Source organism: Achromobacter sp. LC458 (assembly GCF_001005835.2).
GTDB classification, from domain to species: Bacteria; Pseudomonadota; Gammaproteobacteria; order Burkholderiales; family Burkholderiaceae_B; genus Achromobacter; species Achromobacter spanius_B.
In genome coordinates this window covers 36,008-54,838 of sequence record NZ_LBHW02000032.1, presented here as the reverse complement: position 1 = coordinate 54,838, position 18,831 = coordinate 36,008, and the positions used below count along the sequence as shown (strand labels likewise).

The 18,831-nt window shown below is 66.9% G+C and carries 22 protein-coding genes; 13 read left to right on the top strand and 9 right to left on the bottom strand.

What is annotated here, in order from left to right; all coding sequences use genetic code 11:
- Positions 1-17: 17 nt before the first annotated feature.
- On the top strand, positions 18-767 hold the full coding sequence (locus YH64_RS22415) for a lytic transglycosylase domain-containing protein (RefSeq protein WP_046806559.1): 750 nt from the start codon (positions 18-20) through the stop codon (positions 765-767).
- Between the two features lie 50 nt (positions 768-817).
- On the opposite strand, the gene hemL is transcribed toward YH64_RS22415, so the two are convergent.
- From hemL to YH64_RS22400, 3 genes are read right to left on the bottom strand one after another with little or no spacing between them, the layout of a single operon-like run.
- Positions 818-2,095, bottom strand: coding sequence for a glutamate-1-semialdehyde 2,1-aminomutase (gene hemL / locus YH64_RS22410; RefSeq protein ID WP_046806558.1), 1,278 nt, complete (start codon positions 2,093-2,095; stop codon positions 818-820).
- A gap of 5 nt (positions 2,096-2,100) precedes the next feature.
- Positions 2,101-2,766, bottom strand: coding sequence for a thiamine phosphate synthase (gene thiE / locus YH64_RS22405; RefSeq protein WP_046806557.1), 666 nt, complete (start codon positions 2,764-2,766; stop codon positions 2,101-2,103).
- Positions 2,763-3,572 (bottom strand): hydroxymethylpyrimidine/phosphomethylpyrimidine kinase, encoded by an 810-nt coding sequence (locus YH64_RS22400; protein WP_104145197.1) that lies wholly within the window; start codon positions 3,570-3,572, stop codon positions 2,763-2,765. Before YH64_RS22400 ends, thiE begins: the two co-directional genes overlap by 4 nt.
- Positions 3,573-3,734: 162 nt before the next feature.
- Here YH64_RS22400 and YH64_RS22395 point away from each other — a divergent pair, with 162 nt between their 5' ends.
- The 6 genes from YH64_RS22395 (at position 3,735) to YH64_RS22370 (ending at position 8,148) form a co-directional block, all read left to right on the top strand.
- Positions 3,735-3,899, top strand: a complete 165-nt coding sequence (locus tag YH64_RS22395; RefSeq protein ID WP_003814980.1) for a rubredoxin — start codon at positions 3,735-3,737, stop codon at positions 3,897-3,899.
- 148 nt (positions 3,900-4,047) lie between these two features.
- Positions 4,048-4,635, top strand: a complete 588-nt coding sequence (locus tag YH64_RS22390; RefSeq protein WP_046806555.1) for a YqgE/AlgH family protein — start codon at positions 4,048-4,050, stop codon at positions 4,633-4,635.
- Entirely contained in the window at positions 4,628-5,029 is a 402-nt protein-coding gene (gene ruvX, locus YH64_RS22385) for a Holliday junction resolvase RuvX (RefSeq protein WP_046806574.1), read from the top strand. Before YH64_RS22390 ends, ruvX begins: the two co-directional genes overlap by 8 nt.
- A 22-nt stretch (positions 5,030-5,051) precedes the next feature.
- Complete coding sequence (locus YH64_RS22380) at positions 5,052-6,068, top strand: aspartate carbamoyltransferase (RefSeq protein ID WP_046806554.1); 1,017 nt, start codon at positions 5,052-5,054, stop codon at positions 6,066-6,068.
- Positions 6,065-7,411, top strand: a complete 1,347-nt coding sequence (locus YH64_RS22375) for a dihydroorotase (protein WP_143215492.1) — start codon at positions 6,065-6,067, stop codon at positions 7,409-7,411. Before YH64_RS22380 ends, YH64_RS22375 begins: the two co-directional genes overlap by 4 nt.
- The gene (locus YH64_RS22370) at positions 7,408-8,148 is read left to right on the top strand and encodes a 1-acyl-sn-glycerol-3-phosphate acyltransferase (RefSeq protein ID WP_046806552.1); all 741 of its coding nucleotides are present in this window, start codon (positions 7,408-7,410) and stop codon (positions 8,146-8,148) included. The genes YH64_RS22375 and YH64_RS22370 overlap by 4 nt, the downstream gene beginning before the upstream one ends.
- A gap of 27 nt (positions 8,149-8,175) precedes the next feature.
- On the opposite strand, the gene YH64_RS22365 is transcribed toward YH64_RS22370, so the two are convergent.
- Positions 8,176-9,066: a LysR family transcriptional regulator gene (locus YH64_RS22365; RefSeq protein WP_046806551.1), complete on the bottom strand. Its 891-nt coding sequence runs from the start codon at positions 9,064-9,066 to the stop codon at positions 8,176-8,178.
- 216 nt (positions 9,067-9,282) lie between these two features.
- Here YH64_RS22365 and YH64_RS22360 point away from each other — a divergent pair, with 216 nt between their 5' ends.
- From YH64_RS22360 to YH64_RS22335, 6 genes are read left to right on the top strand one after another with little or no spacing between them, the layout of a single operon-like run.
- Positions 9,283-9,957 (top strand): RraA family protein, encoded by a 675-nt coding sequence (locus YH64_RS22360; protein ID WP_046806550.1) that lies wholly within the window; start codon positions 9,283-9,285, stop codon positions 9,955-9,957.
- Positions 9,954-11,171, top strand: a complete 1,218-nt coding sequence (locus tag YH64_RS22355) for an aminotransferase class I/II-fold pyridoxal phosphate-dependent enzyme (protein ID WP_046806549.1) — start codon at positions 9,954-9,956, stop codon at positions 11,169-11,171. The genes YH64_RS22360 and YH64_RS22355 overlap by 4 nt, the downstream gene beginning before the upstream one ends.
- A gap of 30 nt (positions 11,172-11,201) precedes the next feature.
- Positions 11,202-12,029: an ABC transporter substrate-binding protein gene (locus YH64_RS22350; protein ID WP_046806548.1), complete on the top strand. Its 828-nt coding sequence runs from the start codon at positions 11,202-11,204 to the stop codon at positions 12,027-12,029.
- 28 nt (positions 12,030-12,057) lie between these two features.
- Positions 12,058-12,759: an amino acid ABC transporter permease gene (locus YH64_RS22345; protein ID WP_046806547.1), complete on the top strand. Its 702-nt coding sequence runs from the start codon at positions 12,058-12,060 to the stop codon at positions 12,757-12,759.
- A 1-nt stretch (position 12,760) separates the two neighbouring features.
- Positions 12,761-13,477 carry an amino acid ABC transporter permease gene (locus tag YH64_RS22340; RefSeq protein ID WP_046806546.1) on the top strand — a complete coding sequence of 239 codons (717 nt, stop codon included), beginning with the start codon at positions 12,761-12,763 and terminating at the stop codon, positions 13,475-13,477.
- On the top strand, positions 13,474-14,199 hold the full coding sequence (locus YH64_RS22335) for an amino acid ABC transporter ATP-binding protein (protein WP_046806545.1): 726 nt from the start codon (positions 13,474-13,476) through the stop codon (positions 14,197-14,199). Before YH64_RS22340 ends, YH64_RS22335 begins: the two co-directional genes overlap by 4 nt.
- A gap of 13 nt (positions 14,200-14,212) precedes the next feature.
- On the opposite strand, the gene YH64_RS22330 is transcribed toward YH64_RS22335, so the two are convergent.
- The 5 genes from YH64_RS22330 to YH64_RS22310 all read right to left on the bottom strand — a co-directional run bounded on the left by YH64_RS22330 (position 14,213) and on the right by YH64_RS22310 (position 18,801).
- A complete protein-coding gene (locus YH64_RS22330) occupies positions 14,213-15,046 on the bottom strand; it encodes a symmetrical bis(5'-nucleosyl)-tetraphosphatase (RefSeq protein ID WP_046806544.1) in 834 nt (277 codons plus the stop codon).
- Positions 15,043-16,221: an LPS export ABC transporter permease LptG gene (gene lptG, locus YH64_RS22325; protein WP_104145191.1), complete on the bottom strand. Its 1,179-nt coding sequence runs from the start codon at positions 16,219-16,221 to the stop codon at positions 15,043-15,045. Before lptG ends, YH64_RS22330 begins: the two co-directional genes overlap by 4 nt.
- A gap of 131 nt (positions 16,222-16,352) precedes the next feature.
- Positions 16,353-17,078 (bottom strand): monofunctional biosynthetic peptidoglycan transglycosylase, encoded by a 726-nt coding sequence (gene mtgA / locus YH64_RS22320; RefSeq protein WP_046806542.1) that lies wholly within the window; start codon positions 17,076-17,078, stop codon positions 16,353-16,355.
- Positions 17,079-17,083: 5 nt separating this feature from the next.
- A complete protein-coding gene (gene aroE / locus YH64_RS22315; RefSeq protein WP_046806541.1) occupies positions 17,084-17,947 on the bottom strand; it encodes a shikimate dehydrogenase in 864 nt (287 codons plus the stop codon).
- On the bottom strand, positions 17,944-18,801 hold the full coding sequence (locus tag YH64_RS22310; protein ID WP_046806540.1) for a TonB family protein: 858 nt from the start codon (positions 18,799-18,801) through the stop codon (positions 17,944-17,946). Before YH64_RS22310 ends, aroE begins: the two co-directional genes overlap by 4 nt.
- Positions 18,802-18,831 lie beyond the last annotated feature (30 nt).

The window sequence follows — 18,831 nt, the reverse complement described above, 5'->3', positions numbered from 1 at the left end:
CCGCCGGAGCCCCAACCATGGACCCTCGACACCGACCCATTCCGCTGGCCTTCAACGCCTTTGTGGCACGTGCGGGCGGCATGGCGGTGCTGATGGCGATTGCGTTGGGCGCTCTGGCGCTGGCGCCCTCGCGCCCCGCGCAGGCTGCCGAGATCTACCGCTACAAGGACCCCTACGGCGTCTGGCGCGCCATGAAGGTGCCGACCGGCTATGCCAAGCATTACAAGCGGGCGCAGACGCGGACGGCGTGGCGGGGCAACGGCATGAAGGCCTGTCTGGACTGCGCGCCGCAAGCCGGCGACGGCGCCCGCCTGGCCGCGCTGGCGCCGACATCACGCGCGCTGCGCTGGGGCGAGGCCATGCCTACCGCGCACGATGGCCTGATCGAACGGGCCGCCCAGGACTCGGGCGTGGACCGCGCCTTGCTGACGGCGGTCATTGCGATTGAATCGGGTTTTCGTAGCGATGCGCGTTCGCCCAAGGGCGCGCTGGGCTTGATGCAGCTGATGCCCGCGACGGCGGCGTCGGTGCTGGCGGTGGACGATATCGAGCGCGCCCTGGTGGACCCGGCAACGAATGTGCGGGCGGGCTCGCGCCATCTGCGTCGGCTGATCGACCAGTATCCCGGCCGGCTGGATCTGGCGCTGGCGGCGTACAACGCGGGGGAAGGGGCGGTGCGCAAATACGATGCGGTGCCGCCGTATGCCGAAACGCAGGCGTATGTGCGGGACGTGACTGCCCTGTACGAGCACTACAAAACGCCCTGAACAAAAACCGGCGCCAGGCTTGCCGCCCGGCGCCCGTGTCGCCCGGATGCCTAGATGGCGGCGAAGACCTTTTCAGCGATATCCAGCGTGGACTGGATCACCGCGTCGTCGTGCGTGGCCGACACAAAGCCCGCTTCGAATGCCGACGGCGCGAAGTGCACGCCGTGGTCCAGCATGGCGTGAAAGAAGCGGTTGAACGCGGCGGTATCGCATTGCGAGACTTCGGCGAACGACGTCGGGATCGTGTTGCTGAAGTAAATGCCGAACATGCCGCCCACCGAGTCGGCCGAAAACGCCAGGCCGGCGGCGCGAGCGCGTTCTTGCAGGCCCTGGGCCAGCTTGGCGGTTTGCGCGGCCAGCTTGTCATAGAAGCCGGGCGCGGCAATCAAACGCAGCGTGGCCAGGCCGGCGGCCACGGCCACCGGGTTGCCCGACAGCGTGCCCGCCTGGTAGACGCCGCCCAGCGGGGCGATGTGCTTCATCACGTCGGCGCTGCCGCCGAAGGCGCCCACCGGCATGCCACCGCCGATCACCTTGGCCAGCGTGGTGATGTCCGGCTTGACGCCGGTCAGCCCCTGCACGCCTTGCGGACCCACGCGGAAACCCGTCATCACTTCGTCAAAGATCAGCAGCGCGCCGTGCTGGGTGCAAACTTCGCGCAGCCCTTCCAGGAAACCGGGCGCGGGCTTGATCAGGTTCATGTTGCCGGCAACCGGCTCGACGATGATGCAGGCGATGTCGGCGCCGTGCTGGGCGAAGGCTTCGCGCACGGCATCCAGGTTGTTGTATTCCAGGGTAAGCGTGTGCGACACGAATTCCGGCGGCACCCCGGCCGAGCTGGGGTTGCCGAAGGTCAGCAGGCCCGAACCGGCCTTGACCAACAGGCTGTCGGAGTGCCCGTGATAGCAGCCTTCGAACTTCACGATCTTGGCGCGGCCGGTGGCGCCGCGCGCCAGCCGGATGGCCGTCATGGTGGCTTCGGTGCCCGAGCTGACCAGGCGCACCTGTTCCAGCGAGGGCAGGCGCGAGATCAGCACTTCGGCCAGATCGATTTCGGCTTCGGTGGGGGCGCCGAACGACAAGCCGTTGACGGCCGCCTCCTGCACCGCGCGCACCACTTCGGGGTGCGAATGGCCCAGGATGGCGGGGCCCCAAGAACCCACGTAATCGATGTACTGCTTGTCGTCCGCGTCCCACACGTACGGCCCTTGCGCGCGCTTGATGAAGCGCGGCGTGCCGCCCACGGAGCGGAAGGCGCGCACGGGCGAGTTGACGCCGCCGGGGATGCTGCGGCAGGCGCGATCGAAAAGCTGTTCGTTACGGGACATGGCGTTCAAGGCTTGCGAAGAGGGTTGGCGGAATAGGGCGCGGAGCAGGCCACCGCGGCGGCACGGATGCTGGGCGCTTCGAAAAGGGCGGTGATGACGGCGATGGCGTCGGCGCCGGCCTGGGCCACCAGCGGCGCGTTGTCGGGCGTGATGCCGCCGATGGCGACCACGGCGGGCCGGGGCGCGTCGCGCTCGTCGACGAGGCGGCGCGCTTCGGTCAGCACCGACAGCGGCGCGCGCACGGTGTCCGGCTTGACGGTGGACGCGAACATGGCGCCAAAGGCGATGTAGTCGGCGCCGGCGTCCAGCAGTTCGCGGGCGCGGGTCAGGTCGTCGTAGCTGGAGCCGCCCAGAATCAGGTCGGGGCCGGCTTCGGCGCGGATGTGCGCCAGGCTTTCGTCGTCGCGGCCGACGTGCGCGCCGTCGGCGCCCACGTCAAGCGCCAGGCGCCAGTCGTCGTTGATCAGGAACACCACGCCAAGCTCGCGGCACAGCGGCGCCAGGGCGCGCGCTTGCGCCGCACGCACGGCGTCGGGCACGTTCTTGCGGCGCAATTGCAGGGAGCGCATGCCGCCCTCAGCGGCCTTGCGCACGGCTTGCAGCAGGCGGTCGGTGTCGTCCCATTCGGGCGTTACGCCGTACAGGCCGGAAGGAAAGCGCAGGGGTTTCATTGCGGTTGGATCCGGTTGGGAATGCGCCGGCCCATGCCTGGCAGGAAGCTGGCGGCCACCGAGGCATCGGCATGCGCCAGGCCCTGGCGCACGGCTTCCGGCATGTCCAGCCCGCGCGCCAGCATGGCGGTGATGGCTGTGGCGGCCAGGCCGCCGGCGTCGCCGTTGCGGTCGGGCGGGGTCTGCCAGGGCCAGGTGTGGGTCTGGCCGCTGGGGCCGAGCAGCACGTTGGCGAAGTGGCCGGGCCGCTGCGGGCTGCCCAGCACCAACACCCACTGCGCGCCCGCCGCCACCAGGGCGTGCATGGGGGACGGGGCGTCCCCGATATCGATGTCGCCGTCGGCGTGCCACTGGGCCAGCCGCAGGTGTTCGATGACAAGCAGATTCGTCTGCGGCAGCACCAGCTCCAGCGTCGCGGCCAGGAGGTCGTCGGCGTCGTCTTCATCGGCGGCGTCGGCGGGCAGCGGGGCGCGCTGGCCCAGGTGCAACACCAGCGGCACCTGGCTGTAGTCAGCGGCCACCTGCGCGGCCACGCTTGCCGTTTCCGCGGTGTATAGTCCGCCCACCTTGATGGCCTGCACGGACATATCTTCCAGCAGGCAGCGTGCCTGGTCGTCCAGCAGGTCGGGCGAAACGGGATGGATTTCTTCGATGCCGGCAGTGTCCTGCACAGTCAGTGCGGTCACGGCCGCCAGGCCATGACAGCCCAGGCGGGCGCAGGTAACGGCGTCCGCGGGCAGGCCGTCCGATCCCGAGGGATCAAACGGGCCGAAGACCAAAACGAGAGGGGGGGTAACGGGGGCCACGTGGACAGCGCTTGAGCTTTGAGCGGAGTACCCGGACTCATTTTGAGGTGAATCAGGGGAACCCCTATTGGGTTTCGGTAAGATTGTCCCCATTCTAATGGAAGCCCCCCACCTTTGCCCCGCCACGGGGAACCGGGTCGGGAATTGATGTAAGAGAGAACTATGCGTACTTGGATGTGTCTGATTTGCGGCTGGGTCTATGACGAAGAGGCCGGCCTCCCCGACGAAGGTATCGCGCCCGGCACCCGCTGGGAAGACGTGCCGCCGAACTGGGTCTGTCCCGAATGCGGCGCCCGCAAAGAGGATTTCGAATTGATGGAAATCTGAACCCGACCCGCTGACCCATTCCGCCAGGGCTCGTAAGATGGGGCATCGCCCCATCCACCGCAACCGACGACGGTTTGCCGACAGGCAAGATGGCCACGCCGCCGTGTGCCACGTCGACGGTTCTTTCAGACTACCCAAAGGGGTTGCCATGACGGAAAAACACCATGAATCCGCCACCACGCAGGCGGCCAACTTTGCCAACCAGTTCCTGATCGCCATGCCCGGCATGGTCGAGGGCAGCCTGGCCGGCTCGGTCATCTACGTGTGCGAACACACCGAGCGCGGCGCGCTGGGGCTGGTCATCAACCGGCCTACCGACCTGACGCTGGGCACCTTGTTCGAGCGCATCGAACTGACGCTTGAAATCGGCCCCGTCAAAGACACGCTGGTTTATTTCGGCGGCCCGGTCCAGACCGACCGCGGCTTCGTGCTGCACGCGCCAGCCGGCGACTACAGCTCCAGCATCAAGATGGGCGCCATGGCGCTGACCACCTCGCGCGACGTGCTGCAAGCCGTGGCCGACGGCAACGGCCCCGAACGCATGCTGGTCACGCTGGGTTATGCCGGCTGGGGCGCGGGGCAGCTGGAAAGCGAGATGGGCCAGAACGCGTGGCTCAATGTCGGCGCCGACGATCACATCATCTTCGACGTACCCGCCGAAGACCGATATCCGGCCGCGCTCAAGCTGCTGGGCATCGATCCGGTCATGCTGGCGGGCGATGCGGGCCATGCCTGAAGAAACACTGCTTGGTTTTGACTTCGGCGAAAAAAAGATCGGCATCGCCATCGGCAACACGCTGACGCGCCAGGCGCGCCCGCTGGAAATCATCTTCAGTGAAATCCGCGATGCGCGCTTTGGCCGCATCGCGGCGCTGTTGCAGGAATGGCAGCCGCACCGTGTGGTGGTAGGGCTGGCGCTTGACGCCGATGGCGGCGAACAACCCGCCACCGCGCGCTGCCGCCGCTTCGCCAACCAACTGCACGGCCGCTTCGGCATCGCCGTTGAACTGGTCGACGAACGCGGTTCCAGCATGGAAGCGCAGCGGCTGCTGGGCACGCACGCCGCCGACGACGCGATGGCAGCGGCTGTTATCCTGCAACGATATCTGGATACCCTGCCAGCGCCGTGATACGCGCGGCCCGGCTTCTTCTATGCTCAATCCGCAACTTGATCGCCGCGGCGAACTCATCCATCTGCTGACAACGGAAGGGCTGCCCAAGCGCCACGTCCAGCGCTTGCTTGACGATGCGCGCGGCTATGCCCGCTCGGCAGAGACGGCGCCGACGCTTTCCGTGCCCGTCTCCCCCACGTCGTTCTCCGCCACGTCGTTCTCCCCCACATCGTTCTCCCCGACGCCCTTCTCCCCCACGTCCGACGCCATCGTCGCGCCATGTCCCGTGTTCCTGTCCCTGGCTGACGACCGCGAGGCGTATGCCGCCTGCGCGACGCGCCTGTCCCTGCTGCCCGTGGTCCTGGACGCGCAAGCCGTGGACCCGCACGCCGGCGATCCCCTAGCGCAGACCGTGGCCGGTTTGCAGCCGGGCGTGCTGGTATTGCGCCACGTGGCCAGTGGCGCGGCGCATTGCGCCGCCGCGCATGCCGCGCCGGGACTGCGCATTCTTAATGCCGGCGATGGCTCGCATGCCGACCCCTTGCCTGCCCTGGCGCTGGTGCAGGCGATGCTGAACGCAAGGCAGGACCTGACCAACCTGGCCGTGACGCTGGTGGGCGACGTGCGCCATTGCGGCGTGGCGCGTTCCGTCATCCACGCCATGACCACGCTGGGCGTGCCCGAAGTGCGCGTGGTCGCGCCGCGCACCTTGCTGCCGGAAGGCTTGCCGCAGCTGGGCGTGCGCGAATGCGGCAGCCTGTACGAAGGCTTGCTGGACGCCGACGTCATCATCGTCTTGCCGTTGAAGGTCGAGCAGATCAGCGGCGCGCTGCTGCCGTCCGCGCGCGAATACGCACATGGCTACGGCCTGACGCCCGCCGCGCTTGCCGCCGCCAAACCCGATGCGCTGCTGTTGCCCGTGGGCGCATTGACGCCGGGCGTGGAAGTGGACGGCGACGTGGCCGCCAGCCTGCCGCCCGTGCAGGCGCAGTTGGCGGACCTGGAACAGCATCTGCGCCTGGCCGCGTTGAGCCTGCTGGCCGGAGACGCGCCATGAGGCTGCATATCGCCAACGGCCGCCTGATCGATCCCGCCAATGCGGTGGACGGGCGGCACGATCTTTACCTTGCCGACGGCCATGTCGTCGCGGTGGGCACCGCGCCCGACGGCTTCCAGGCCGACCGTGTATTCGATGCGCAGGGCTTGGCCGTGTTGCCCGGCCTGGTCGACTTGTCGGCCCGGGTCGCGCAGCCTGGCCACGCGACCGGTCTGGCCTTCGCGCCCGCCGAATTGCGCGCGGCATTGGCAGGCGGCGTGACGCGCCTGGTGATGCCGCCGGATGCCGACGCCGCGCCGGACGAACCGGGCAAGGTCGACGCGCTGATGCGCCAACAGGAAGCCGGCCACCCGCGCATCTACCCGCTGGGCGCGATGACGGTTGGGCTGGCGGGCCAGACGCTGACGGAAATGGGCTTGCTGGCCCAAACCGGTTGCGTGGCGTTCGCACAGGGCGAACATGGCATCGCGGATACCCGTGTGCTGTGGGGCGCGATGCGTTATGCCAGCGGGCTGGGCCACACGCTGTGGCTGCGCCCGCAAGACCCGTGGTTGGCGCCGTGCGCCGTGGTTGCCGGGGGCGCCTATGCCGAACGGCTGGGGCTGGAAGGCCTGCCGCCGCAAGCGGAAACGATTGCGCTGAATACGATTTTTGAATTGCAGCGGGCAACGGGCGCGCGCGTGCACCTGACGCGGTTGTCCACGGCGGCGGGCTTGGCGCTGCTGCGCGCGGCCAAGCGCGAGGGGCTGGCGGTGACGGCGGACGTGTCGGTCCACAACCTGCACCTGACCGACGTGGACATCGGATTCTTCGACACGCACTACCACCTGCAACCGCCGCTGCGCGGCCAGCGTGACCGCGACGCCATCCAGGCGGCGTTGGCCGACGGCCTGGTTGCGGCGCTGTGTTCCGACCACACGCCCGTGGACACGCTGGGCAAGGCGGCGCCGTTCGCGTCGTCCACGCCAGGGGCAACGGCGTTGGAGCTGTTGCTGTCCTTGACCTTGAAATGGGCGCGCGACCATCGTGTGCCGCTGGCCGACGCGCTGGCGCGCGTCACATCCGGCCCCGGCGCCGTGTTGAACAGCCTGGAGAATCGCCGGACGGTCGGCTTGGCGTTTGCCCCGGCAGTCGGCTCAGCAAGCAGCGCGGCGCAGGCCGGGCAACTGGGCGTGGGTGCGCCCGCCGATGCTTGCGTGGTGGACCTGGACGCCGAATGGCTGGTGACGCCGTCGGCGCTGCAAAGCCGCAGCCCGCACACGCCGTTCGCGGGTATGATGCTGCCCGGTCGGGTACGCGCCACCGTGGTCGGTGGCCAACTGGCCTGGGAGACTTCAGTTTGAAGCTGCTGCGCTTTGTCTTACGGCTGGCCCTGGTGCTGCCGCTGATTGTCTATGGCCTGGTGTGCGTGGGCCTTGTCTACCCCTTCATCCGCCCCGCGACGCGCGCCTGGCTGAACCGTTCATGGTCTCGCGCGTTGATGGCCGTCTGTGGCCTGAAGGTCGCTTTCAAGGGCGAACCCCGCATGACCGGGCCCGTGCTGCTGGTGGCTAACCATGTGTCGTGGATCGATATCTTCGTCCTGAATTCCGCGCGCCCCACCTCGTTCGTCGCCAAAAGCGAGATCCGCAAATGGCCGGTGATCGGCTGGCTGGTGGCGGGCGCCGGCACCTTGTTCATCGAACGCGGCCAACGGCACGCGGTGCACGCGATGGGCGAGGCCATGCAGGCCCGGTTCAAGCTGGGCGATGCGGTGGGGCTGTTTCCCGAAGGCACCACGACCGAAGGCTTCGACCTGCTTCCATTTCATGCCAGCCTGTTCGAACCGGCGCGTTCGGCGGCCGTTGAGATCCAGCCGGTGGCGCTGCGCTTCTTGCGCCACGGCAAGCGCGACGGCTTTGCCGCCTTTGTTGGCGAAGAAAGCCTGGTGGCCAATCTTTGGCGCGTGTTGGGCGCGACGGGGCTGGCCGTTGAAGTGGTGTTCCTGCCGCCGCTGGCGGCGCGGCATCCGGATGGCAGCCTGCCTACGCGGCTGGAGCTGTCGCATCAGGCTCGCGACGCAATCCTGGGCGTGTTGTAACGCCCGCGCCAGACCCACCGGCGGGCTTCAGATGCCGCCGGAAAACTCGCAGCAACTCTCGGCCAGCTCGGCCACGCTTTCACAAAACGCCACGTCCGCGTCACGGCGAAACATCGCGCTGTAGACCGATTGCGGCGGCGCGGTGCTGGTGCGCGCAATCACCAGCTGCTTCTTGCTGACCATGTCCGCAAAGTAATCGCGCGGCAGGCAGCTGACGCCAAAGCCGGCGGCGGTCAGCCCCGCCATTGCGATCAGGCTGTTGATCGTGAAGATATTGCTGTCGGGCGTGTGCGGCCGCAGCCACCCGTCGTAAATCATGTTCAAGCCCGATTCGCGGCTTTGCCGCAGCAGCGGCAGGCGCGCGATGTCGGCGGGCGTGTAGACGCGGCTGGCGTCGATCAGGTCGGGGCTGCCCATCCACGCGAATTCCAGCCGCTGTAGCGCCACCACCTGCAAGTTGGGTTCCGCGAATTCCCCATGCAGGAACGCCATGTCCAGCTGCCCGGCCTGCAAGCGCTTGAGCAGGTCGGCGCCCAGGTCGATGTGCGGCTCAAGCGTGATGCGCGGATAGTGCGCGCGCAGCAGGCGGATCAGCGCGGGCAGCCACGTCATCGCCGTGATCTCGGTGATGCCGAAGCGAAACGTTCCGGTCAGCGTGTGCTGGCCCTTCAAGCGCACCAGCAAGCGGTCGCGATGCCCCAGCATTTCTTCGGCTAGCGCATAGACCTCGTGCCCGCGCGCCGTCAATTCCGCGCGGTGGCCCGAGCGGTCGAACAGCGCCACGTCGAAGTCCGCCTCCAGTTCCTGGATGCGCTTGGTGATGGCCGATTGCGTGGTGTGCAGCTTTTGCGCCGATGCCGAAAACGTGCCCAGCCGCACGGTCCAGTACAGCGCCTCGATCTGCTTGAAGGTCAGCATGCCGAGCCCTGAGCAAGGGTGATGTTCATTCCGAAATTTCCGCCTAGGGCTAACCCGTATATTCTTAAAAGCGATATAGATCGTGGAAATTTAATCCCTTTTTCTGAAAACGAAAAGCTCGCAACATGCGATCTGAACCCACCCCGACCGCCGGCATCCCGAAGCCTTACCCCCCTTGCCACCGGCGGCTTTCGATAGAGGACGTTGCAGATCGTCATGGCTCAGATTCTTACCGGCGCACGCCAATTGCCGGCTTCCCCCGTTGCTCCCGCCGCCGTACTCCAAGCCCTGGCCGGCATCGTCACGCCGCACCTTAGCGACAACCTGGCGCGCCGCGAAGGCATCTCGGGCCTGCACCGCTACAACCGCAGCGGCAAGCTTGTTGGCACTGCCTTGACCGTCAAGACCCGCCCGGGCGACAACCTGATGATCTACAAGGCCATGATGCAGATCCAGCCCGGCCACGTGCTGGTGGTGGATGCGGGCGGCGACTTGTCCAACGCCGTGCTGGGCGAAATCATGAAGCGCTATTTGCAACTGCACGGCTGCGCCGGCGTGGTGGTCGACGGCGCGATCCGCGACGTGGCCGCGTTCGAGGCCGACAGCTTTCCCTGCTATGCGCGCGGCCACATCCATCGTGGCCCGTACAAAGACGGCCCGGGCGAAGTCAACGTGCCCGTGTCGATCGGCGGCCAGGTCATCCAACCCGGCGACATCCTGGTGGGCGACGAAGACGGCCTGGTCAGCTTTCCCGCGTCCGACGCGCAAAGCCTGATCGAGGCCGCGCACGCGCACGCCGCCAAGGAAGAACGCATCATGGCCGAGATCGCCAAGGGCGATAAGACGCAAAGCTGGATGCAGGCCGCGTTTGCCGCCAAGGGGCTGGCATGAACGCCGCCGACACCGCCTTCCTGGCTGACCGCGCCCTGGCCATCAAGCCATCGCCCAGCATGGCCGCCAAGACGCGCGTGGATCAACTGCGCGCGCAGGGCCGCGACATCGTCGACTTCACGGTCGGTGAGCCGGACCTGCCCACGCCCGCGCACATCGTGCAGGCTGGCATCGACGCGCTGAACAGCGGCGACATCCGCTACACCGCATCGGTCGGCGCCAAGCCGCTGCTGGAAGCGGTGCGCGCCAAGTTCCAGCGCGAGAACGGCCTGGACTACGGCCTGGACGAACTGATCGTGGGCGTGGGCGCCAAGCAGCTCATCTTCACGGCGCTGGCCGCCTCCGTGCAGGCCGGCGACGAAGTCATCATCCCCGCGCCGTACTGGGTGTCGTACCCGGACATGGTGCTGGTCAACGACGGCAAGCCGGTGGTGGTCGCCTGCCCCGAAGCCGACGGCTTCAAGCTGACGCCGCAAGCGCTGGAACAAGCCATCACGCCACGTACGAAGTGGCTGCTGCTGAACACCCCCAGCAACCCCACCGGCGCGATGTACAGCGAAGCGGAGCTGCAAGCGCTGGGCGAGGTGCTGGCGCGCCATCCCCACGTGTGGTTGCTGACCGACGAAATCTACGAACACCTGGCGTATGGCGATGCGCGCCATGCCTCGCCGGCGGCCGTGGTGCCGGCGCTGGCGGGCCGCACGCTGACCATCAACGGCGTGTCCAAGGCCTATGCGATGACGGGTTGGCGCCTGGGTTACGCGGGCGGTCCCAAGCCGCTGATCCGCGCCATGGCCACGCTGATCTCGCAAAGCACCAGCTGCGTCAGCGCCATCAGCCAGGCGGCCGCCCGCGTGGCCTTGACCGCAGACCAGCGCTGCGTCACCGACGCCGCCGCCATCTTCCATGCGCGGCGTGACCGCATCGTGTCTTTGCTGAACGCCGTGCCCGGTATTCGCTGCCCGCAACCGCAGGGCGCGTTCTACGTCTATCCGTCGGTGGAAGGCTTGCTGGGCAGGCGCACGCCCGGCGGCCGCGTGCTGCAAACCGATTTGGACGTGGTGATGTACCTGCTGGATGACGCGGGTGTCGCCGTGCTGGACGGCGCGGCCTATGGCTTGTCGCCGTACCTGCGCCTGAGCTTTGCCACATCGATGGAAAACATCGAAGAAGGATGCCGCCGCATCGCCCAGGCTTGCGCGGCGCTGGATTGAACTACATACCGATACTCAAGGGGAATATTCATGAAGACCACCATCGCCAGCCTTCTTGCCGCCGTGGGCGTTGCCGCCACGCTGGCGCCCGCCGCGCACGCGGACACGTTGCAGGACATCAAGGCGCGCGGCAAATTCATTTGCGGCACCATGGGCACCGCCGAGCCCTTCAGCTTTCAGGACCCCAAGACCCGTGCCGTGGTCGGCTATGAAGTCGATATGTGCCAGGCCGTGGCCGACAGCCTGGGCGTGCCGCTGGAGCTCAAGCTGATCGCCGTTGAGGCCCGCATCCCCGAACTGATCGCGGGTCGCGTCGACGTGGTGGCGGCCAACCTGGGCTGGAGCCCCGAACGCGCGCAGCAGATCGATTATTCGCACCAGCATTTCGTCAGCCTGCAAAAGATCCTGGCCCGCGATTCCGAGAAAGACCTGAAGGCGCCCGCCGACCTGGCCGGCAAGCGCGTCAGCGCCGTGCGCGGCTCGTCGTCCGAGCAAGGCGCTCGCAAGAACATCCCCAACGTGGACCCCGTGACGTTCAAGGACCCCAGCGGCGCGTTCCTGGCCTTGCAGCAAGGCAAGGTCAGCGGCTTTGTCGGGTCTGAGCTAATGCTGGTCAAGCTTCAGCATCAGGCCGCCACCAGCGCCGTGCCCGTCAAGATTCTGGAGCCGGCGCTGTTCGTGGAGCCCTGGGGCATGGGCGTGCGCAAGGGCGACACGGCGATGTTGAACCAGGTGAACAAGGTGCTGGACGGCATGGAGGCATCTGGCCAGGCCGGTAAGGTGTTCGACAAGTGGTTCGGCGCCGGCACGCAGTTCAACATGAAGCGCGACTTCCGCATCGAAGCCATCAAGGGTTGATGCGCGACGCGCGCCGGAGCCTGTCTCGATGCATTACGTTTTCGACTTCAACGCCATTTTCCAGGGCGAGTATCCAACGTGGCTGTGGAGGGGATTCGTCACCACCCTGGCGCTGGCGGGGCTGTCCTGGGTGCTGGCGTTCGGCGTGGGCAGCCTGCTGGCGGTGATCCGCCTGACGGGCTCGCCCGTGGCCAACGCGGTGATCGCCACCTATGTGGCGTTTCATCGCAACGTGCCCATGCTGGTGCACATCCTGTTCTGGTACTTCGGCGTGCCGGCGCTGCTGCCGCAAGGGGCCAGCGACTGGCTCAACAGCCACGGCAGTGAATTCATCATGTCGTGCATCGCCATCGCGCTGGTGATGTCGGCCTACATCTGCGAAGACCTGCGCAGCGCCGTGCGCGGCATTGCGCCGGGGCAGGTCGAGGCCGCGCGGGCGCTGGGCCTGGGCTTCCTGCGCACCATGCGCTGCGTGGTGCTGCCACAGGCGTTTCGCATCGCCATTCCGCCGCTGCTGAACCAGACGCTGCTGTTGTTGAAGAACACCAGCCTGGCGATGGCGATCGGGGTGACGGAGCTGACGGCGGCCGGGCGCGAAATCGAGAACTACACGTTCCGCACGTTCGAGGCCTATGCGGTGGTGACGGTGATTTATCTGGTGCTGTCGTTCCTCATCATGGGTGGTGGCGCGATCTTGCAACGACGGTATCGTCCGCTGGGGGCGCGCTGATATGTGGGACATCCTGAAAGACAACTGGCTGCTGCTGCTGATCGGGCAGTATCCGCACGGCCCGGTCGGTGGCCTGGTCGCCACGCTGGGCCTGGCGGCGATCAGCCTGGCGTTGGCGCTGCCTTGCGGCGTGCTGCTGGCGCTGGGCCGGATCAGCCCCTACCGGATCTTCTACTGGCCGTCGTCGGCCGTGGTGTATCTGGTGCGCGGGCTGCCGCTGCTGATGTTTATTTTCTGGGCATACTTTTTTGTGCCGCTCATCATCGGCCGGCCCGTGGCGGGCACGACCACGATGGTGGTTGCGCTGGTGTGCTACGAAAGCGCGTACCTGGCCGAGATCATCCGCGCCGGCATCCAGGCGTTGCCGCCCGGACAGCAAGAGGCCAGCCGGGCGCTGGGCCTGTCGTATATGCAGACGATGCGGCGCGTGATCCTGCCGCAGGCGCTCTACAACATGCTGCCCAGCATGCTGAGCCAGTTCGTCTCGACGGTGAAGGAAACGTCGCTGGCCTACGTCATCAGCGTGCAGGAGCTTACCTACGCCGCCAACCAGATCAACAGCGTGTTGCTGACCAAGCCGTTTGAAGTGTTCGGCTTGCTGGCGATGACCTATTTTGTTTTGAATTTTGGCCTGAGTTCCTTGGTGCACCTGACCGAACGACGTATCGGCAGACGGCGCGCCGGGCTGGGGGCCGCCCCTAAAGTGGTGCCGACATGATCCGATTTTCACAAGTGCAGAAGTGGTATGGCGATTACCAGGCGCTGGCCGACGTGACCGAAGAGGTCAGGCAGGGCGAAGTCGTCGTCGTGTGCGGGCCGTCGGGGTCGGGTAAATCCACCTTGATCCGCACCATCAACCGGCTGGAACCCATCCAGAAGGGCCTCATTGAAGTGAACGGGCAGGACATCTACGGGCCGAAGGTGCACCTGGACCAGCTGCGCAGCCACATCGGCTTCGTGTTCCAGCAGTTCAACCTGTTCCCGCATCTGTCCGTGCTGGAAAACCTGATGCTGGCGCCGCTGCAATTGAAACGCGCGCGGCGTCCCGAAGCGCGCGAGCGGGCGCTGCAATTGCTGGAACGCGTGGGCCTGTCGCACAAGGCAGAGGCGTATCCCGCCCAGTTGTCGGGCGGTCAGCAGCAACGCGTGGCGATTGCGCGTGCGTTGGCGATGAACCCGCCCGTGATGCTGTTTGACGAGCCGACCAGCGCGCTGGACCCCGAGATGGTGGGCGAGGTGCTACAGGTGATGAAGGGCCTGGCCAAGGACGGGATGACGATGGTGTGCGTGACGCACGAAATGGGTTTCGCGCGTGAAGTGGCGGACCGCGTGTGGTTCATGGATGCCGGGCGCATCGTGGAAACGGGCACGCCCGACGCGTTCTTCAGCCGGCCCGCAACGGTGCGGGCGCAGAAGTTCCTGGCCGAAATCCGTCACTGAGCGCGTGACGGGGTCAGTCCGACAGCGGGTTCTGGAATTGCGAGCACTTGACCTGGACCAGCTTGCGGTCTTGCAGGCGCAAGGCCGTCAGCGCGCCGCCCCAGACGCAGCCCGTGTCCAGGCAGATCACGTCGGGGCGCTGTAGCAGGCCCAGCGTGGACCAGTGGCCGAACACGGTTGTGATGTCGCGCGTGGCGCGATTGGGCACGTCAAACCAGGGCACCAGGTTGGGTGGCCACGCGCCGGGGGCCACCTTGGTGGCAAATTCCATGTGGCCGTTGGGCGTGCACAGGCGGATACGCGTCAGCGCGTTGATGATGACCCGCATCCGCTTGCCGCCCTTGTGGTCTTCTTTCCACGTGGCCGGCTCGTTGCCGTACATCTTTTGCAGCGCCTTGTGCCAGTTCGGGCCGCGCAGCGCGTCCTGCACTTCGCCGGCCAGTGACAGGGTCTTGGCCACGTCCCACTTGGCCAGCGTACCGGCGTGCACCAGCAGATGGCCTTGTTCAAAATGGGCCAGCGGGCGAAAGCGCAACCAGTTGATGAGTTCGGCGGCGTCGGGCGCGCGCAGGATCGGGTCCAGCGTGTCGGACTTGGACGGCTTGCGCACGCCGGCCGCGGCGGCCAGCAGGTGCAGGTCATGGTTGCCCAGCACCGAGGTGGCGCGGTCGCCCAGATCGATGATGCGGCGCAGGGTTTCCAGCGATTGCGGCCCCCGGTTGACCAGGTCGCCCGCGAACCAGAAGCGCGAACGGGGGTCTCCGACCAAGTCGGGATGGGCCAGCAAGCGGTCCAGCGGCGAGCAGCACCCCTGCACGTCGCCGATCATCCAGATACTGCCGTTCATGCGGGACTCTTGCTCCAGGGCCAGCGTTGTTGGACCACGCGCGTGATCGTGTGGCGGTATTCCATGTAGCTCATCGCGCCCAAGGCCAGGGCCATGGCACCGATGTTCGGACCCAGCGCTGTCAGCCATGACGGCCATTTGCCCAGCATGCCGACGTTAAGCGCCAGCTGGTTCAGCATGAAGAAGCCCACGCCCAGCAAGATGCCGATGAACACTTTGGCGCCCACGCCGCCACGGCGGGTTTGCATCAGGCCGATAGGCGCGGCAATGGTGATCATCACCAGCAGCGTGAACGGATACGCCAGTTTGCGCCACAGGGCCACCACCTGTCGACCATATTGCAGCTGGTTGTCGCGCAAGTACTGCACGTAGTCCAGCAGCGTGACGATGGACATGCGTTCGGGCGTCAGCACGCGGGCCAGCAGGCGTTCGGCGCTAAGCGTGGTGTCCACCGTGCGCTCGGGCACCTTGGCGACCGAGGCGGGCGGGTTCTTGGGTTGGCGCGCGTTGGCCAGTGCTTCGGCCGCGTCGTCGTCCAGGCGGGTTTCCGACACGTCTTTCAGCACCAGGTCGCCATGCGCGAACAGGCCGGTGGGCGCCGTGGACAGCACGGTCAGCGTCTGGTCTTTCTTGAATTCGTAAAGGGTGATGCCGGCCACCTGGCCGTCGCCCTTGAGTTCGGCGATGTTGATGATGCGCATGCCGCCGTTAGCGGTGGGTTCCTTGAACCAGTAGCCGCTTTTCAGGCGGTCGCCGCCGGCCTTGCCGCGAAACATCAGGTTGGCTTCGCCGCTTTTGATTTCGGCCCAGGGCGTGACGTATTCGGACAACAGGGCGGCGCCGATCATCAGCGGGATGGTCACCACCCACAGCATGCGCAACAGCCGCATGCCGCTGACGCCCGAGACGCGCAGGATGACCAGTTCGTTGCGCTGGGCCAGGCCGGCCAGCGCCAGGATCGCGCCGATCAACAGGCCGATGGGCAGCAGATCGTACAGACGGGTGGGTATGGCCAGCGCCTGCATGTAGAGCAGGGCCATCATGGAGAACTTGTCGCCCACGTTGTCCAGGTCGTCTACCAGCGCGAAGAATGTGAAAAGGCCGAGCAGGGCCATAAGGACCACTGCACAAGAGCGATAGATTTCGCGGGCCAGGTAGCGACGGGCGGTACGCATGAAAATGTGGGGAAGCGCTAAACGTGAAAGCTTAACAAATCCCACCGCCCAGGGTGCGAAGTGCGCGTAGCGGGCGGCGGGTTCGGGAGGTCAGGAGACGCAAGAATGCGTCACAGGGACGTCAAGGCGGATCAGGGGATGTCCACCATCTGCATCCGGCGGGTCAGTACCCCCACGCGGGAGTTCAGGTAATTGGAATTGCGGCGGGTGTCGTAGAAGCGCGGGTTGGGCAGCATGGCGGCCAGCCGCGCGGACTGGCTGGCGCTGAGGTTGGCGGCCGACGTATTGAAATAGTGCTGCGCGGCGGCTTGTGCGCCAAAGACGCCCACGCCCCACTCGGCCACGTTCAGATACAGCTCAAGAATGCGTTCCTTGCTCATGACGTGTTCGATCATGTAGGCCAGGACCAGTTCCTGCCCTTTGCGGATGTAACTGCGCGAACTGGACAGGAACATATTCTTGGCCAGCTGCTGCGTAATGGTGGAGCCGCCGCGCATCTTGCTGCGGCCGGCTTCTTCCTGGCGCTGGTTGTATTCCCAGGCCTTGCGGATGGCGTCCCATTCGATGCCGTCGTGTTCGGTGAACTTGGAATCCTCGGACGCCACCACCGCGCGCTTGAGGTTGCGGCTGATCTTGTCGTAGGGGACCCATTCGTATTTCAGCTGGAAGGCGGGGTTGCCTTCGCGCAGGCGCGAGCGTTCTTCGCGCATGATCGCGCTGCTGCCGGGATCGCGGTAGTTGTACCAGACCACCTGCGAGAACAGCCAGAATTGGTACAACAGCACCGCGCACACCAGCGCCATCAGCACGCCGGTGATGATCCGGAACCAGGATCGGCCCTGCTTGCGCGTCGCCATGCCGCTTAGTGTCCGGCCGCCAGGGCCTCGCGCAGCGCGGCCAGCACCGGCGCCGGGTCGGGGCGCACGCCATGCCAGATCAGAAAGCTCTCGGCGGCCTGGCCCACCAGCATGCCCAGGCCGTCGGCCGTCAAGCTGGCCCCGTCGGCCTCGGCCTGCTTCATGAAGGCGGTGGGCTTGGCGCCGTACATCATGTCGTAGGCGGCGGCGCCCGGCGCGTACAAGCCGGGCGGCAGGTCCGGCGCGGCATCCTGCAAGCCGCTGGCCGTGGCATTGATGACCAGGTTCCAGCCGCCGGGCCGCGCGGCGTCGGTCAAGCCGCCCGCCGTGACCTGGGTCTGGGGCGACACGCCGGTGGCGCGCCAGGCATCGGCCAGTTCCAGCGCCTTGGACGCGGTGCGGTTCACGATGTGGATGCGCGCGCAGCCGGCTTGCGCCAGCGGTTGCAGCACGCCGCGCGCCGCGCCGCCCGCGCCCACCATCAGCACGGCGGCATCGGCCAGCCGCAGGCCCAGGCGTTGCAGGTCCGACACCAGGCCCACGCCATCGGTATTGCAGCCGTGCCAGGCGCCATCGCGCCAGGACAAGGTGTTGACGGCGCCGGCCAGGCGCGCGCGGGCGGACAGGTGGCCCGCCGCCAGCGCGTAGGCATCCAGCTTGAAGGGCACCGTGACGTTCAGCCCCAGCCCGCCCTCGGCCACGAATGCGGCCACCGCGTCGCCAAAGCCGTCGACCGGCGCCAGCAGGCGCTCGTAGCGCAGCGGCTTGCCGGTCTGCTGGGAAAACATGGCGTGGATCTGGGGCGAGCGGCTGTGCGCGACGGGGTTGCCGATGACGGCGTAGCGGGCAAGAGGGGGCGCCTCGGTCATGGGGCTTGGGTTTCCAGGGTGTCGTTGACGAAATGCCACGTACGGGTGATGACCAGCACGTCGGTATCGCGCGCGATATCGGGGGGGAAGGGCGGGAAGGGCGCGGCCAGCTGGACGATGCGGCGCGCGGCTTGATTCAGCACGGCATGCGGGGACGGCTGGTCGATTTCCACGTTGGCGATGCTGCCGTCGGCGCGCACCGATACGGTAATGCGCAACGACCCGTAGATGCGTCCGCGCGCCTCGTCCGGGTAGTGCTGGGTGCCGACGGTTTCAATGCGGGCGCGCCACGCGTCCAGGTAGGCGGCGTAGCGCGAGGCTTCGGCGGACGGCGCGACGAACTGCTTGCGGGGTTCGTTGCTGTATTGCTGGACGCGCGCGGCCAGCGCGGCAACCTGGGCATTCTGGATCACGCTGGCCTGGTCCTCGGCGTCCTTGCCCAGGTCGGCGCCGTCGGGCCAGGGGTTGACGGCCTGGCGTTCGGCGCCGGCCTGTTGCGCCGAGCGCAATTGGGTCATCAGGCGGGTTTGTTCGGCTTCCAGCTGCACCTGGCGGCGGCGCATGGCTTCCAGCACGATGGTCTCGGCGGCTGCGCCGGTCTGGGGTAGTGGCGTGGTGGTCATGCCTTGTTCGGCATTGCCGCCACCGGTCATCTGGTTTTGCGCCTGGGCGCGCGGCGCCTCGGGCGGGGTTTCGCTGCGGGCGTTCAGCAGCACCACTTCCAGGCTGGTTACGGGCGGCCGGGTAAGCGCGGGCACGCCGAAGCGCCACGCCAGGGCGCCGGCGTGCACCAACAGCGATATTGCAATGCCGATGCGCAGGTAGTGCTGGGCGGGAGCGCCCAGCCACCGCATATAACGGCCTAGCGGGGAGGAGGAATCAGG

What these genes read in the sequence shown, in the direction of transcription:
- hemL (WP_046806558.1), bottom strand. Translation starts at nt 2,095, where the DNA reads ATGTCCCGTAACGAACAGCTTTTCGATCGCGCCTGCCGCAGCATCCCC.
- YH64_RS22335 (WP_046806545.1), top strand. Translation starts at nt 13,474, where the DNA reads ATGATCCGATTTTCACAAGTGCAGAAGTGGTATGGCGATTACCAGGCG.
- YH64_RS22365 (WP_046806551.1), bottom strand. Translation starts at nt 9,066, where the DNA reads ATGCTGACCTTCAAGCAGATCGAGGCGCTGTACTGGACCGTGCGGCTG.
- YH64_RS22340 (WP_046806546.1), top strand. Translation starts at nt 12,761, where the DNA reads ATGTGGGACATCCTGAAAGACAACTGGCTGCTGCTGCTGATCGGGCAG.
- YH64_RS22395 (WP_003814980.1), top strand. Translation starts at nt 3,735, where the DNA reads ATGCGTACTTGGATGTGTCTGATTTGCGGCTGGGTCTATGACGAAGAG.
- YH64_RS22360 (WP_046806550.1), top strand. Translation starts at nt 9,283, where the DNA reads ATGGCTCAGATTCTTACCGGCGCACGCCAATTGCCGGCTTCCCCCGTT.
- mtgA (WP_046806542.1), bottom strand. Translation starts at nt 17,078, where the DNA reads ATGGCGACGCGCAAGCAGGGCCGATCCTGGTTCCGGATCATCACCGGC.
- YH64_RS22390 (WP_046806555.1), top strand. Translation starts at nt 4,048, where the DNA reads ATGACGGAAAAACACCATGAATCCGCCACCACGCAGGCGGCCAACTTT.
- YH64_RS22345 (WP_046806547.1), top strand. Translation starts at nt 12,058, where the DNA reads ATGCATTACGTTTTCGACTTCAACGCCATTTTCCAGGGCGAGTATCCA.
- lptG (WP_104145191.1), bottom strand. Translation starts at nt 16,221, where the DNA reads ATGCGTACCGCCCGTCGCTACCTGGCCCGCGAAATCTATCGCTCTTGT.
- aroE (WP_046806541.1), bottom strand. Translation starts at nt 17,947, where the DNA reads ATGACCGAGGCGCCCCCTCTTGCCCGCTACGCCGTCATCGGCAACCCC.
- YH64_RS22415 (WP_046806559.1), top strand. Translation starts at nt 18, where the DNA reads ATGGACCCTCGACACCGACCCATTCCGCTGGCCTTCAACGCCTTTGTG.
- thiE (WP_046806557.1), bottom strand. Translation starts at nt 2,766, where the DNA reads ATGAAACCCCTGCGCTTTCCTTCCGGCCTGTACGGCGTAACGCCCGAA.
- YH64_RS22355 (WP_046806549.1), top strand. Translation starts at nt 9,954, where the DNA reads ATGAACGCCGCCGACACCGCCTTCCTGGCTGACCGCGCCCTGGCCATC.
- YH64_RS22350 (WP_046806548.1), top strand. Translation starts at nt 11,202, where the DNA reads ATGAAGACCACCATCGCCAGCCTTCTTGCCGCCGTGGGCGTTGCCGCC.
- YH64_RS22310 (WP_046806540.1), bottom strand. Translation starts at nt 18,801, where the DNA reads ATGCGGTGGCTGGGCGCTCCCGCCCAGCACTACCTGCGCATCGGCATT.
- ruvX (WP_046806574.1), top strand. Translation starts at nt 4,628, where the DNA reads ATGCCTGAAGAAACACTGCTTGGTTTTGACTTCGGCGAAAAAAAGATC.
- YH64_RS22375 (WP_143215492.1), top strand. Translation starts at nt 6,065, where the DNA reads ATGAGGCTGCATATCGCCAACGGCCGCCTGATCGATCCCGCCAATGCG.
- YH64_RS22380 (WP_046806554.1), top strand. Translation starts at nt 5,052, where the DNA reads ATGCTCAATCCGCAACTTGATCGCCGCGGCGAACTCATCCATCTGCTG.
- YH64_RS22330 (WP_046806544.1), bottom strand. Translation starts at nt 15,046, where the DNA reads ATGAACGGCAGTATCTGGATGATCGGCGACGTGCAGGGGTGCTGCTCG.